The sequence below is a fragment of the Fusobacterium varium genome, assembly GCA_021531615.1.
Classification (GTDB): Bacteria; Fusobacteriota; Fusobacteriia; order Fusobacteriales; family Fusobacteriaceae; genus Fusobacterium_A; species Fusobacterium_A varium_C.
Window position 1 is genome coordinate 17008 of record JADYUE010000026.1, and the last position, 15737, is coordinate 32744.

Genomic DNA, 15737 nt, shown 5'->3' on the forward strand with positions numbered 1-15737 from the left:
ATATAATGTAATGAAAAGTTAGATAGGGGTGAAGAGTTTTGGGTAAGAAAAATTTAGTAATAGTTGAATCCCCAGCTAAGGCTAAGACAATAGAAAAAATACTTGGAAAGGACTTTCATGTAGTAGCATCATTTGGGCATGTTAGAGATCTGCCTAAAAGTAAATTAGGGGTAGATGTAGATAATAATTTTAAACCCTCTTATTCTACTATAAAAGGAAAAGGGGAAGTAATAAAAAATTTAAAAGACATGGCTAAAAAATCAGATAAAGTATTTTTGGCATCTGACCCTGATAGAGAGGGAGAGGCAATAGCATGGCATATAGCTTATGCTCTAAAACTTTCAGAAAATGATCCTAATAGAATAGAGTTTAATGAGATAACAGAAACAGCTATTAAAGATTCGATAACACATCCTAGAAAAATTGATATGGATAAGGTAAATGCACAACAAGCAAGAAGAATCTTAGATAGATTAGTGGGATATGGAATAAGTTCTCTACTTTGGAAAAGCATATCATCAAATACAAGTGCAGGAAGAGTTCAATCAGTGGCACTTAAATTAATATGTGATCTTGAAGATGAGATAAAGAAATTTATTCCAGTTAAATTTTGGGAGATAAAAGGTGAGTTTACTAATAAGTTAAAACTTTCATTATATAAAGTGGAAGATAAAAAGATTGATAAACTTACTGATGAAAAAATTGTTGAAGAGATAAAGAAAGTTGAGAAAAAAGATTTTGAAGTGATTGAAGCTAAGGTTTCAAAGAAGAGCAAAAATTCTCCACTTCCATTAAAAACAAGTACTTTACAACAATTAGCATCATCATATCTGGGATTCTCAGCATCAAAAACTATGAGAATAGCTCAAGGGCTTTATGAGGGAATAGATATTGAAGGAACTCATAAAGGGCTTATTACATATATGAGAACAGATTCTACAAGAATATCAGATGATGCAGTAGAAATGGCTAAAAACTATATTCTTGAAAACTTTGGTAAAGAGTATTTAGGTGTTAAAAAGACAAGTAAGAGTAAACAAAAAATTCAAGATGCTCACGAAGCTATTAGACCAACAGATATAAATTTAACTCCAGATAGTTTAAAAAATGCTCTGGATAAAGATCAGCAAAAATTATATAAACTTATTTGGGAGAGATTTGTTATATCACAATTAGCTCCAATGAAATATGAGCAATTTGAGCTTGTGTGTAACTATGATAAATTTTCTTTTAGAGGAACTATCAATAAAATTATCTTTGATGGATATTATAAGGTATTTAAAGAGGAAGAGGATCTTCCATTAGGAGAGTTTCCAGATATCAAAGTTGGAGATATATTAAAATTAGAAAAACTGTTGATAAAAGAGGAGTACACTAAACCACCTTCAAGATTTACTGAGTCTTCTCTAGTAAAAAAATTAGAAGCAGAGGGAATCGGTAGACCATCTACATATGCAACAATTATAGAAACTTTGAAAAAAAGAGAGTATGTTGCTCTTGAAGGAAAAAGTTTTACTCCAACAGCATTAGGTTATGAGATTAAAAATAAGTTAGATGAAAATTTCCCTAATATAATGAATATAAAATTTACTGCTGAACTTGAAAATGAGTTGGATGAGGTAGCAGAGGGAGAAAAGGATTGGATATCTCTACTTTCAGTTTTCTACAAAGATCTAAAATATTATATAGATAAATTTAAGATAAAAGTAGAAGAGGAGATGTCAAGAATTATAGAATCAGATGTTCCTTGTTCTTGTGGAAAGGGAAATATGATTTTAAAAACAGGAAGATTTGGAAGATACTTAGCTTGTCCTAATGAAGAGGATGGATGTAAAGAGAGAATATCTTTAAAAGGAATAGAGATACCAGCAGAAGAGATAGAGAATGGAAAGATCTATGTTAAGGAGAAGGTTGAAGAGCTTGTAAAAGCTAAAAAAGGTAAGAAAACAGATGTTGTAACTTCAACTGGAGTAAAGTATCTACTAAAAACAGGAAGATTTGGAAGCTATTTAGAGAGTGAGAACTTCTCAGAAGATAATGATAGAATGCCACTACCACCAGAGATTAGAAAGATGTTAGCTAATAACAAGATTGAAGAAAAAAATGGAGTAATGCAGATAAATACAGAGCTTAAAAAGATAAAAGATGAAGAGGATAGAATCTTAAAAGCTGCAGGTAAATGTGAAAAATGTGGACGTCCATTTAAAATTAGTAGAGGAAGATGGGGAAAATTCCTAGCTTGTACAGGATACCCAGAATGTAAAAATATAAAAAAAATAGAGAAATAGTAAGAACTCACCTCTAGGGGTGAGCTCTTTGAATTTATAAACAAGGAGAAATAATGGAGAAAAAAGAGGTAATAGTAGTAGGTGCTGGTTTAGCAGGTTGTGAAGCAGCATATCAGTTAGCTAAAAGAGGAATAAAAGTAAAACTTTATGAGATGAAGTCTAAAAAGATGACAGAAGCACATAAGAAACCATATTATGCAGAGTTAGTATGTAGTAACTCTTTAGGTGGAGATAATCTTGCAAATGCTTCTGGACTTATGAAAGAAGAGTTAAGAAGATTAGATTCTTTATTAATAAAAATAGCTGATAAAAACAGAGTTCCAGCAGGACAGGCTCTAGCAGTAGATAGAGATGGTTTTTCAATAGAGATAACTGAATATCTAAAAAATATGGAAAATATTGAGATAATAGAAGAAGAATTTACAAATATACCAGAAGATCAAATAGTTTTATTAGCATCTGGACCATTAACTTCAGAAACATTGTCTAAAGAGATAGGAGAGTTAACTCATAGTGATCATCTATATTTCTATGATGCAGCAGCTCCAATAGTGACTTTAGAATCTATTGATATGAATAAAGCATACAGACAATCACGTTATGGAAAGGGAGAAGGGGAGTATATAAACTGCCCTATGAATAAAGAGGAGTATTATGCTTTCTATAATGCTCTTATTACAGCAGAGAGAGTTCCTTTAAAAACTTTTGAAGAGGAGAAACTTTTTGAAGCTTGTATGCCTGTTGAGAGAATAGCTATGACAGGGGAGAGAACTTTAGTTTTCGGACCATTGAAGCCTAAGGGACTTATCAATCCTAATACAGATAAGATGGATTATGCAGTTGTTCAATTAAGACAAGATGATAAAGAAGGGAAATTATATAATATTGTAGGATTCCAAACAAATCTTAAATGGGGAGAGCAAAAAAGAGTATTTTCAATGATACCAGGATTAGAAAATGCAGAGTTTATAAGATATGGTGTAATGCATAGAAATACCTTTATTAACTCTTCAAAACTTTTAGATGAAACTTTAAGATTAAAGAGTAGAGATAATATTTATTTTGCTGGACAGATTACTGGAAGTGAAGGATATGTTTCATCAATAGCAACTGGAGCTATGGCAGCTATAAATATTGCACATAGAATTTTAGGAAAAGATAGTTTCATCTTAGATGATAGAAGTGCTATAGGTGCTATGATAAAATATGTAACAGAGGAGAAGAAAAACTTCCAACCTATGGGACCAAATTTTGGAATAATAAGATCATTAGATGGAGTTAGAATAAGAGATAAAAAAGAGAGATATAACACAATTTCAAAAATTGCACTAGATTATTTAGATACAAAAATTGGAGAGTTAAATTAAAAAATAGATTGAGAAGGTGATAAGATGGAAAATATAGACAAATATATAAAAGATTTTTTGTATATAATGGAGTTTGGAGAAAATAAAAGTCTTAATACAATAAAGTCTATGAAGAAAGATCTATCACAATTATCTGTTTACTTGAGAGAGATAGAAAAAATAACCGTTGTAATGGAGATAACCTCTGTTATGTTAAGAGGATTTTTAATCTCTTTACAGGATAATAATGTTGGAAAAAGATCTTTAAATAGAAAACTTTCATCTTTAAGATCATTTTTTAAATTTTTGTTAAAGAATAATCATATAAAAAGTAATCCTGTTGAGGTTATTAGTTCTCCTAGTTTTGAAGCTGAAAAACCTGATATATTAACTTTGGATGAGATAAATAGATTGAGAGCTGTTATAAATACAGATAATGCAAATGGTTTAAGAGATAGATTGATGTTAGAACTTATGTATTCAAGTGGAATAACGTCAATAGAGATGTTAAAAACAGGAGAGCAATTTTTTGATTTAGACAAGAGAGAGCTATTAGTATTTAATGGTAAAAATAATAGAACTGTCTTTTTTAGTGAAAGAACTCGAGAGTATTTTAAAAAATATGTAGAGGCAAAAAAAGAGAAGTATAAGGAAAAATATAATCCTGAAATTCTTTTTGTCAATGGATCTGGGAATAGATTAAGTGATAGATCTCTTAGAAGGATAGTTGATAGATATGCTCAAAGGGCAAATATAACAAGGGAGATCAGTCCATATAGCTTTAGGCACACATTTGCATTGCATTTGTTGGCAAAGGGAATGAAGATTAATTATTTGAAAGAATTGATGGGACATGTTACAATAGAGAGTACAAAAGTATATGAAGAGATGTTATGCAGAGTACCATTTGATTTTATGAAAGCAACTATGAGGAGTGAAGAAAAATGATAAAAGCTACTACTATAATAGCAGTAAAAAAAGATGGAAAAGTAGCACTTGCTGGAGATGGACAAGTGACTTTTGGAGAAGTAGTTTTTAAAAGCAATGCAAAAAAGATTCGTAGAATAGGTAATTATAATATTCTTGCTGGTTTTGCTGGAGCAGCAGCAGATGCTTTTGCTTTGATGGATAAGTTTGAAAATAAGTTAGATGAATTTGGAGGAAATTTAAAAAAAGCCTCTGTTGAACTAGCTAAAGATTGGAGAACTGATAAAGCTTTAAGAGTTTTAGATGCTATGCTTATAGTGGCAGATAAGAATATGATACTAATTCTTTCAGGAAATGGAGATGTAATAGAACCTGATGGAGATGTAGCAGCTATTGGAAGTGGAGGGAATTATGCTTATGCAGCAGCAAAGGCGATGTTAAAGCATACTGAACTATCAGCAGAAGAGATAGCTGTGGAAGCTATGGACATAGCTGGAGAATTATGTATATATACTAATCAAAATATAGTTTATGATGTGATATAAATTAAAGGAGAGATGTGTATGGGAAAAAAATGTATTGGTTGTGGGATCGAATTACAAAGTGAAGATGTAAATAAAGGTGGATATCTACCAGCTGCTAAATTAGAAGAGCCTGGAGATCACTATTGTCAAAGATGTTTTAAAATAAAAAACTATGGTAAATATATGCCAGTTAGAATGAATAAAGATGATTATAGAAGAGAAGTTCAAGAGGCTATGCAATACTCTAAATTAGCAATAGCAGTTTTTGATATTATTGACTTTGAAGGATCTTTTGATGATGAGATACTAGATGTACTTAGAGAGATGGACTCAATAGTAGTAATCAATAAGCTAGATCTTATTCCAGATGATAAACACCCTTCTGAAGTTGCTGATTGGGTAAAAGATAGATTGGCTGAAGAGGGAATAGCACCATTGGATATAGCTATAGTAAGTAGTAAAAATGGTTATGGAATCAATGGAATATTTAAAAAGATAAAACATTTCTATCCTGATGGAGTAGAGGCTCTTGTTTTAGGAGTTACAAATGTTGGAAAGTCAAGTATAGTAAATAGACTTTTAGGAGCAAAAAAAGTAACAGTTTCTAAATATCCAGGGACAACATTGAAAAGTGTAAAAAACCAAATTCCTCATACAAATATATTTTTAATAGATACTCCAGGACTTATTCCAGATGGAAGAATATCTGACTTAGTATGTGAAGAGTGTAATTTAAAAATGGTACCTTCAGGAGAGATATCAAGAAAAACATTTAAGGTAAAAAAAGGAAGAGCTTTAATAATAGGAGATCTATTATGGTTTAGAGTGATAAATGAAGATGAGGTAACACCTATTTTCTCACTTTATGCTGCTAAAGATGTAACTTTCCATGAAACTAATGTAGAAAAATTAAAAGAGTTATTAGCAGGAGAAAGAAGTGATCTTTTCTTCCCACCATGTGAGAAATGTAGAGATACTTATAAAAATTTGGATATGATTAAGAAAAAAGTTAAAATTCAAGCTGGAGAAGAGTTAGTATTTAAAGGATTAGGATGGATATCTGTAAAAAGAGGTCCTTTAGAAATAGAGATTACTTTACCTAAAAAAGCTGGAATAATAGTTAGAGATGCCTTTATTAAACCAAAAAGATAGGAAAAATAATGGAAAAGAAAGAGAGATTACAAAAAATAGGAGTATATATTGTATTAACTGTAATAGGGATATTGATTCTATTTTTAGGATTCTATAATATTAATGATTTAAAGCAAGCTAAGAGAGCCGAAGCTACATTAAAAGAGTTAAAAGAGTTAAGGATAGCACTAGAAGAGTACTATCAATTAACTAATAAATATCCAAACTTAACTCAAGAGGGAGCAAAGGATAACTTAAGAATATTAGATTATACAGATGAAAATGGAAAATTTGTATCATTTGCAGATATTTATGGGCATGATTCATTGCCTAATACTCCTGAAAACGAGCATATAGCAGAAAGTAATATGATTTATGATACAAATAATTTTTCAAAAGGAACTAAAACTGGTGGTTGGAACTATGATTTTTCTGGAAGAACAGGAGAGATTCATGCTAATTTACCAGAGAATATATTTTCACAAAGCATAGAGTGGTGTGAATATTAAGTAGAGATATTGGAGGTAAAAAAATAGTGAAATATGATATTATCTTTTTAGGAGGCGGACAAGCTGGAGTTTTTGGAGCTTACGAAGCTGTTGAAAAAAAAGATGGGGTAAAGGTTTTAGTTATAGACAAGGGACGTATGTTAAAAAATAGAGTTTGTCCTAAAGAAACTTTAGGTAATTGTGTAAATTGTCCAACTTGTTCTATAATATATGGTGTAAGTGGAGCTGGAGCATTTTCAGACTCAAAATTCAATATGGATTATAGAGTTGGAGGAGATGTTCATACAGTAACTGGTAAAAAAGTAGTTAATGATACTATTCAATATGTTGTAGATATATATAGAAAATTTGGATTTAATGAGCAACCAGCTGGTCTTAATTACAATGCAACAATGGAGAAAATAAAAAAAGGTTGTATAGAAAATGGAATTCAATTAGTTGATACTCCAACAATGCATTTAGGAACAGATGGATCTAGAAAACTTTATTCAGAACTGATAGACTATCTATTGAGTAAAGGGGTAGAGTTTGTTACAGAAAGAGAGATTGAAAGTTTAATAGTTGAAGATGAAAAGATAAAAGGGGTTGTTGTAACTCACAAAGGTGAAAAAGAGGAGTACTATTCTGACAATGTTGTAATTGGAATGGGAAGAAGTGGAGCTCAAAAAATGATGGATCTTTGTAAGGAGCACAATATTAAATATGAAAATGGAGCTATTGATATTGGAGTGAGAGCAGAGATTCCTGATATTATTATGAAAGAGATCAATGAAAACTTCTATGAAGCAAAGATGATCTATTATTCAAGAAACTATAGAGATAAGATGAGAACTTTCTGTAGTAATCCAAGTGGATTTATAGCTGCTGAAAAATATGAAGATGATTTTGTATTAGCAAATGGTCATGCTTATAAGGATAAAAAATCTACAAATACAAACTTGGCACTACTTTGTACTAAAAAATTTACTCAACCATTTAACCAACCATTTGAATATGCCACAGCCATAGCTAAAATGTCATCAATGTTAACTGGTGGTAAACTATTGGTTCAATCATATGCTGACTTAAAAGCTGGAAGAAGATCAACTGATGAAAAACTTTCAAGATTGAATATCGTTCCAACTACTGAAGATTATGTAGCTGGAGATATAGCTTTAGCATGCCCTCAAAGATTATTAGATAATATTATGGAGTTTATTGAAGTATTAGATAAAATAACTCCAGGATTTGCTTCTGGAGATCTATTACTTTACTTCCCAGAGATAAAATTTAGAAGTACAAGAATAGCAATAAATAAAGATATGGAAACAAGTATAAAAGGATTATATGCAGCTGGAGATAGTTCAGGATATGGAAGTGGACTTAATATAGCAGCAGTAATGGGAATATTAGCTGTAAGAGATATATTAACTAAAATTTAATAGAATTAGAAGATACACCTTATATCTTTAAAGAGATAAAAGGTGTATTTTTTATGGTGCTAATACATTGAAAATCGCTTGAAGTTGTGGTAAAATTATAAATAATAGAGTATTATTAGGAGGATAGAATTAATGGGTTTTTTTAGTAAATTGTTTAAACGTGATAAGAAAGAGGAAGAGAAATCAAATGTAACAGTTGCAGGTGTTGAGATCTCTGAAATTCTTGAAGAGAATAAAGGAATAAAAGATGAAATTAAAGATAAAGAGCTAGATGAAAAAATAGCTGATGAAATTGTTGAAAATAAAGCAGCAGAAGAAGTAGCAACAGAGAATAAAGAAGAAAAAGTTGAAATAGTTATAAAAGAAGAGATTAAAGAGGAAGATAAAAAAGAGGAAAGTAAAGGATTTTTTGCTTCTTTAAAGGATAAACTATTTAAATCAAGAGAGGGACTTTTTGGAAAATTAAAATCTTTTATCTTAGGAAGAGATGTTATTGACTATGAGATGTATGAAGAGTTAGAAGATATCTTAATACAATCTGATATAGGAATGGATATGACAGTAAAAATAGTTGGAGCTTTAGAAAAGGAAGTTAAAAAAAGAGGAATAAAAGATCCAAAAGATATATATCCAGTTCTTAAAGAGGTAATGGAAGGTTTCTTGATAAAAGAGGGAAATGATATAAAAATAGAAGATGGAAAATTAAATGTTATTTTAGTAGTTGGAGTTAATGGTGTTGGAAAAACAACAACAATTGGAAAATTAGCTTCAAAATATATAAAAGATGGTAAAAAGGTAATTTTAGGTGCTGGAGATACATTTAGAGCTGCTGCTATTGAGCAACTTGAAGAGTGGGCAAAAAGATCTGGTGCTGAAATAGTAAAAAGTACACAAGGTTCTGATCCTGGTGCTGTAGTTTTTGATACCTTATCTGCTGCTGAAGCAAGAGGAGCAGATATAGCTATTATAGATACAGCAGGAAGGCTTCATAATAAAAATAATCTAATGAAAGAGCTAGAAAAAATCCATAACATTATTAAAAAGAGATTAGGTGACAGACACTATGAATCTATTTTAGTAATAGATGGAACTACAGGTCAGAATGGACTTTCACAGGCAAAAGTTTTCAATGAAGTAACAGATTTAACAGGGTTTATCATAACTAAGCTAGATGGAACAGCTAAAGGGGGGATAGTGTTTAGTATATCTGAAGAGATCAAAAAGCCTATTAAATTCATAGGTGTTGGAGAAAAAATTGAAGATTTAAGAAAATTTGATGCTAAAGAATATATACGAGCTATATTTGACTAAGGTTTTGCTTTTATTCTATATATAATAAAATAAAAAAGTTGTAATTATAGTTAAAATTTGTTAGTATATATTTAACAGGCAAGGGATAGGTGTGTCCTGTGGATATGATAAAAAAGTAAAAAAATTATAATAAAATATTAAGGAAGTGATTGTTTTGAGTTTTTTAGTTAAAATAAGAGAAAAAGCAAGAACAGTAGGAAAAAGAGTTGTATTACCAGAAGGAACAGATGAAAGAGTAATAACTGCTGCTGCTAAAATAGTAGAGCTAGGAGTTGCTAAACCAATAGTTTTAGGACATAAAGAAGATATGGAAAGAGTTGCTAATGACTTAGGAATCTCTTTAAAAGGTGTAGAAATAATAGAAATAGCTAAATCAGACAGAGTTGATGCTTATGCAACAAAATTTGCTGAATTAAGAGCTAAAAAAGGAATGACTTACGAAAAAGCAAGAGAAATCATGACAAAAGATCCTAACTTCTATGGAGCTATGATGGTAAAAATGGGAGATGCTGACGCAATGGTATCAGGTTCAGATTCTCCTACAGCTGACGTATTAAGAGCAGGATTACAAGTAATAGGAACTAAAAAAGGAATTAAAACAGTATCTTCTATGTTCGTTATGGAACTTACTGAAAGACAAGATACTTATGGAGAAGTATTATTATTTGGAGACTGTTCAGTTATCCCAGTTCCAACTTCAGAACAATTAGCAGATATAGCTGAAGCTTCAGTTGTAACAGCTAAAAGTGTTGTAGGAATGGAAGGAAAAGTAGCTTTACTTACTTTCTCTACAAAAGGATCAGCTAGTCACCCTGATATCGATGTAGTTATCGAAGCAGGAAAAATCCTAGAAGAAAGAGGAGTTAAATTCCCATTCATAGCAGAAGTACAAGCTGACGCTGCTATAGTAAAATCAGTAGCAATGAAAAAATGTCCAGATTCTAAAGTAGCAGGAACTGCTAATATTTTAGTATTCCCTAACCTAGCAGCAGGAAACATTGGATATAAATTAGTTCAAAGATTAGCTGGGGCAAATGCATATGGTCCATTAATTCAAGGACTAGCTTCTCCAATCAACGACTTATCAAGAGGATGTTCAGTAGATGACATCGTTAACCTAGTAGCTATAACTGCAGTACAAGCAGCTGAATAATAATTTCTTAAAAATAATATTGGAGGTAATAAGAGAATGAAAGTTTTGGTAATAAACTGTGGAAGTTCATCACTAAAATATCAATTAATGAATCCTGAAACTAAAGAAGTTTTTGCAAAAGGACTTTGTGAAAGAATAGGAATAGATGGATCAAGAATGGAATATGAAGTTCCAGCTAAAGATTTTGAAATAGAAATAAAAAAACCAATGCCAACTCATAAAGAAGCACTAGAATTAGTAATTGATGCAATTACTGATAAAGAACACGGAGTTATCGCTTCTGTTGAAGAAGTAGATGCTATTGGACACAGATTAGTACACGGAGGAGAAACTTTTGCTTGTTCAGTATTACTAAACGAAGAAGTAATGGCTGCAGTAGAAGAAAATAACGATTTAGCACCTCTTCACAACCCAGCTAACTTAATGGGAGTTAGAACTTGTATGGCTCTTATGCCTGGAAAACCAAATGTAGGAGTATTCGACACTGCATTCCACCAAACAATGCCAGCAAAAGCATTTATGTATGCTTTACCATATGAAGATTATAAAGAATTAAAAGTAAGAAAATATGGATTCCACGGAACATCTCACTTATATGTTTCTGAAACAATGAGAGAGATCATGGGAAATCCTGAGCATTCAAAAATCATCGTTTGCCATCTAGGAAATGGAGCTTCAATGTCAGCTGTACTTGATGGAAAATGTATAGATACTTCAATGGGACTTACTCCATTACAAGGATTAATGATGGGAACTAGATGTGGAGATATCGATCCTGCAGCAGTTCTATTCATTAAAAATAAAAGAGGATTATCTGATAAAGAAATGGATAACAGATTAAACAAACAATCTGGAATTCTTGGAATATTTGGAAAATCATCTGACTGTAGAGATATGGAAAATGGAGTAGCTGAAGGAGACGAAAGAGCTAAATTAGCTGAAGAGATGTTCATCTACAAAATTAAATCATATGTTGGAGCTTATGCAGCTGCAATGGGTGGAGTAGACGCTATCTGTTTTGCTGGAGGAATCGGAGAAAATGCTGCTGGAATTAGAGCAGGAGTTTGTGAAGGATTAGAATACATGGGAGTTAAATTAGATAAAGAAGTTAACTCTGTAAGAAAGAAAGGAAATGTAAAACTTTCTACTGAAGATTCAAAAGTTTTAATCTATAAAATCCCTACAAATGAAGAGCTAGTAATAGCAAGAGATACATATAGAATAGTTACAGAAAAATAAAAAAATCAAAAAAAATCAATTATTAATTGACAAATTTTAATAATGATTTAAAATATATAGTACAGAGTAGTTTTTTAAAATACTTTTTAAATTATAGGAGGAAATTGTAATGGTTAAAAAAATGCAGACTATGGACGGTAACCAAGCTGCTGCATACGCTTCATACGCGTTTACAGAAGTAGCTGGAATCTACCCAATCACTCCATCATCTCCAATGGCAGAATATACAGATGAATGGGCATCAAAAGGAATTAAAAACATATTCGGAGTACCAGTAAAAGTAGTAGAAATGCAATCAGAAGCAGGAGCTGCTGGAACAGTACACGGATCTTTACAAGCAGGAGCATTAACAACTACATATACTGCTTCTCAAGGATTACTTTTAAAAATACCTAACATGTATAAAATAGCTGGAGAACTTCTACCAGGAGTTATTCACGTATCTGCAAGAGCACTTTCTGCTCAAGCACTATCAATCTTCGGTGACCACCAAGATATCTATGCAGCTAGACAAACTGGATTTGCTATGTTTGCAACTAACACAGTTCAAGAAGTTATGGACCTTGCAGGAGTAGCTCACTTAGCAGCTATCAAAACAAGAGTACCTTTCATGCACTTCTTTGATGGATTCAGAACTTCTCACGAAATTCAAAAAGTTGAAGTAATGGATTACGAAGTATTCAAAAACTTAATCGATATGGATGCTGTTCAAGCTTTCAGAGAAAGAGCTCTTAACCCTGAACATCCAGTAACAAGAGGAACTGCTGAAAACGACGACATCTACTTCCAAGCAAGAGAAGCTCAAAACAAATTCTATGATGCAGTACCAGATGTAGTAGCTCACTACATGGCTGAAATCTCTAAAGTAACTGGAAGAGACTACAAACCTTTCAACTACTATGGAGCACCAGATGCAGATAGAGTTATCGTAGCTATGGGATCTATTTGTCCAATCGCTGAAGAAACAATCGATTACTTAAACGCTAAAGGAGAAAAAGTAGGTATCGTTTCTGTTCACCTATTCAGACCATTCTCTGAAAAATACTTCTTTGACGTATTCCCTAAATCAGTTAAGAAAATTGCTGTTTTAGATAGAACTAAAGAACCTGGATCAGTTGGAGAACCTTTATTACAAGATATCCAATCAATATTCTATGGAAAAGAAAATGCTCCAGTAATCGTTGGAGGAAGATATGGACTATCTTCTAAAGATACTACTCCAGCACAAGTTATTGCAGTATTTGATAACTTAAAATTAGATCAACCTAAAAATAAATTTACAGTTGGTATCGTAGATGACGTTACTTTCACTTCACTAGAAGTAGGAGCACCAGTATCTGTTACTAGCCCAGATGTTAAAGAATGTCTATTCTTCGGACTAGGAGCTGACGGAACAGTTGGAGCTAACAAAAACTCTATCAAAATCATCGGAGACAAAACTGATTTATATGCACAAGGATACTTCGCATATGACTCTAAAAAATCAGGAGGAGTTACTAGATCTCACTTAAGATTCGGAAAATCTCCTATTAAAGCAAGCTACCTAATTTCTAACCCAAGTTTCGTTGCTTGTTCAGTACCAGCTTACTTACACCTATATGATATGACTTCTGGAATCAGAAAAGGAGGATCATTCTTAGTAAACGGTGTTTGGGCTACTCCAGAAGAAGCTATAGCTGATATCCCAGCAAAAGTTAAAAAAGACCTAGCTAAAAACGGAGCTAGATTATTCATAATCAACGCAACTGCTCTAGCTGAAGAAATTGGATTAGGACAAAGAACTAATACAATCATGCAAGCTGCATTCTTCAAACTAGCAGATATCATTCCATTTGCTGAAGCACAACAATACATGAAAGACTACGCTAAAAAATCTTATGCTAAAAAAGGTGACGATATCGTTCAAATGAACTATAGCGCTATCGATAAAGGAGCAGAAGGATTAGTAGAAATTCCTGTAGATCCAGCTTGGGCTGACCTAGAAGTTGAATGTGCATGCGAAGGACACGAACATGAAAACTGTTGTTGTGGATCTTGCTCACACGAAATGACTAAAACAGAAAAATTCGTAGAAAGAATTGCTAAACCAGTAAATGCAATTAAAGGATATGACCTTCCAGTATCTGCATTTGATGGATATGAAGATGGAACTTTCGAAAACGGAACTTCTGCTTTCGAAAAGAGAGGAATCGCAGTTCACGTTCCAGTATGGAAAGCTGAAAACTGTATCCAATGTAACCAATGTTCATATGTATGTCCACATGCAGTATTAAGACCATTCTTAATGACAGCTGAAGAAAAAGCTGCATCACCAGTTGAATTAACAACTGTTAAACCTATTGGAAAAGGATTAGAAGGATTTGAATACAGAATGCAAGTTTCTGCTCTAGATTGTACTGGATGTGGATCTTGTGCTAACGTATGTCCTGCTAAAGAAAAAGCTCTAGTAATGATGCCTATCGCTACATCTCTAGAAGCTGGAGAAGACAAAAAAGCAGCTTACCTATTCAACAACGTTGAATACAGAAGCAACTTAATGTCAAAAGATACTGTAAAAGGATCTCAATTCTCTCAACCATTATTTGAATTCCACGGAGCTTGCCCAGGATGTGGAGAAACTCCTTATCTAAAAGCTATAACTCAATTATTTGGAGAAAGAATGATGATAGCTAACGCTACTGGATGTTCTTCAATATACAGTGGATCTGCACCAGCTACTCCATATACAACTAACAAAGATGGACATGGACCTTCTTGGGGATCATCTCTATTCGAAGACAACGCTGAATATGGAATGGGAATGCACGTTGCAGTAGAAACTATGAGAGATAGACTTCAAAACATCATGGAAGAAAACATGGATAAAGTTCCAGCTGAATTAGCTGAACTATTCAAAGAATGGATCGAAAACAGATCATTCGCTCACAAATCTCAAGAAGTATCAGCTAAAATAGTTGCTGCTATCGAAGGAAAAGATTGTGAAGTATGTAAAGAAATCATGAGCTTAAAACAATACCTAGTTAAAAAATCTCAATGGATCTTCGGAGGAGACGGATGGGCTTATGACATCGGTTATGGTGGAGTTGACCACGTTCTAGCTTCTAAAGAAGATATTAACATTGTAGTTCTAGATACAGAAGTTTACTCAAATACTGGAGGACAAGCTTCTAAATCAACACCTACAGGAGCAATCGCTAAATTCGCTGCTGCTGGTAAATCAGTTAAGAAAAAAGACCTTGCTGCAATTGCTATGTCTTATGGACACATCTATGTTGCACAAGTATGTATGGGTGCAAACCAACAACAATATCTAAAAGCTCTTAAAGAAGCTGAAGCATACAATGGACCATCTCTAATCATAGCTTATGCTCCATGTATCAACCACGGTGTAAAGAAAGGTATGTCTAAAGTTCAAAGCGAAATGAAACTTGCTACTGAATGTGGATACTGGCCAATCTTCAGATACAACCCAGCTCTTGAAGCAGAAGGTAAAAACCCACTACAAATAGATTGTAAAGAACCTAACTGGGATAAATATGAAGAATACCTATTAGGAGAAGTTAGATATGCTACTCTATCTAAAGCTAACCCAGCTCACGCTAAAGAATTATTCGAAAAGAACAAATTCGAAGCTCAAAGAAGATGGAGACAATACAACAGACTTGCTAATATGGACTTCACTGCAGAAAAACAATAATAGATATTTAACTATCTAATATAGTTTGGAGACTGACTTTATGTCAGTCTCTTTTTTTGGCTCTTTGTCAAATAGTAGTATGTTATATAAAAAAATAAAGGCTCTTTGTCAAATAGTGTTGGTAGAAAAAACAAATAAATTTTCAAGTAACTCCAGTGATTTTCGCTGGAGTTATTTTGTTGCCAATAAAT

At 32.5% G+C, this 15737-nt stretch carries 11 protein-coding genes; all 11 read left to right on the top strand.

Annotation, left to right across the window (positions count from 1 at the left end; all coding sequences use genetic code 11):
* Positions 1-38: 38 nt before the first annotated feature.
* On the top strand, positions 39-2288 hold the full coding sequence (gene topA / locus I6E31_08670) for a type I DNA topoisomerase (protein MCF2640038.1): 2250 nt from the start codon (positions 39-41) through the stop codon (positions 2286-2288).
* Positions 2289-2341: 53 nt separating this feature from the next.
* Positions 2342-3655 (top strand): methylenetetrahydrofolate--tRNA-(uracil(54)-C(5))-methyltransferase (FADH(2)-oxidizing) TrmFO, encoded by a 1314-nt coding sequence (gene trmFO, locus I6E31_08675; GenBank protein ID MCF2640039.1) that lies wholly within the window; start codon positions 2342-2344, stop codon positions 3653-3655.
* Between the two features lie 24 nt (positions 3656-3679).
* Complete coding sequence (locus I6E31_08680; GenBank protein MCF2640040.1) at positions 3680-4582, top strand: tyrosine-type recombinase/integrase; 903 nt, start codon at positions 3680-3682, stop codon at positions 4580-4582.
* A complete protein-coding gene (gene hslV, locus I6E31_08685; GenBank protein MCF2640041.1) occupies positions 4579-5106 on the top strand; it encodes an ATP-dependent protease subunit HslV in 528 nt (175 codons plus the stop codon). The genes I6E31_08680 and hslV overlap by 4 nt, the downstream gene beginning before the upstream one ends.
* Before the next feature lie 18 nt (positions 5107-5124).
* Entirely contained in the window at positions 5125-6237 is a 1113-nt protein-coding gene (gene yqeH, locus I6E31_08690) for a ribosome biogenesis GTPase YqeH (protein ID MCF2640042.1), read from the top strand.
* An 8-nt stretch (positions 6238-6245) separates the two neighbouring features.
* Positions 6246-6725 (top strand): hypothetical protein, encoded by a 480-nt coding sequence (locus tag I6E31_08695; GenBank protein ID MCF2640043.1) that lies wholly within the window; start codon positions 6246-6248, stop codon positions 6723-6725.
* Between the two features lie 26 nt (positions 6726-6751).
* Positions 6752-8146 (top strand): FAD-binding protein, encoded by a 1395-nt coding sequence (locus tag I6E31_08700; GenBank protein MCF2640044.1) that lies wholly within the window; start codon positions 6752-6754, stop codon positions 8144-8146.
* A 132-nt stretch (positions 8147-8278) separates the two neighbouring features.
* The gene (gene ftsY / locus I6E31_08705) at positions 8279-9457 is read left to right on the top strand and encodes a signal recognition particle-docking protein FtsY (protein ID MCF2640045.1); all 1179 of its coding nucleotides are present in this window, start codon (positions 8279-8281) and stop codon (positions 9455-9457) included.
* Between the two features lie 154 nt (positions 9458-9611).
* Positions 9612-10610, top strand: a complete 999-nt coding sequence (pta, locus tag I6E31_08710) for a phosphate acetyltransferase (GenBank protein MCF2640046.1) — start codon at positions 9612-9614, stop codon at positions 10608-10610.
* A gap of 36 nt (positions 10611-10646) precedes the next feature.
* Positions 10647-11849: an acetate kinase gene (locus tag I6E31_08715; GenBank protein MCF2640047.1), complete on the top strand. Its 1203-nt coding sequence runs from the start codon at positions 10647-10649 to the stop codon at positions 11847-11849.
* Between the two features lie 109 nt (positions 11850-11958).
* Entirely contained in the window at positions 11959-15546 is a 3588-nt protein-coding gene (nifJ, locus tag I6E31_08720) for a pyruvate:ferredoxin (flavodoxin) oxidoreductase (protein ID MCF2640048.1), read from the top strand.
* Positions 15547-15737: the final 191 nt, after the last annotated feature.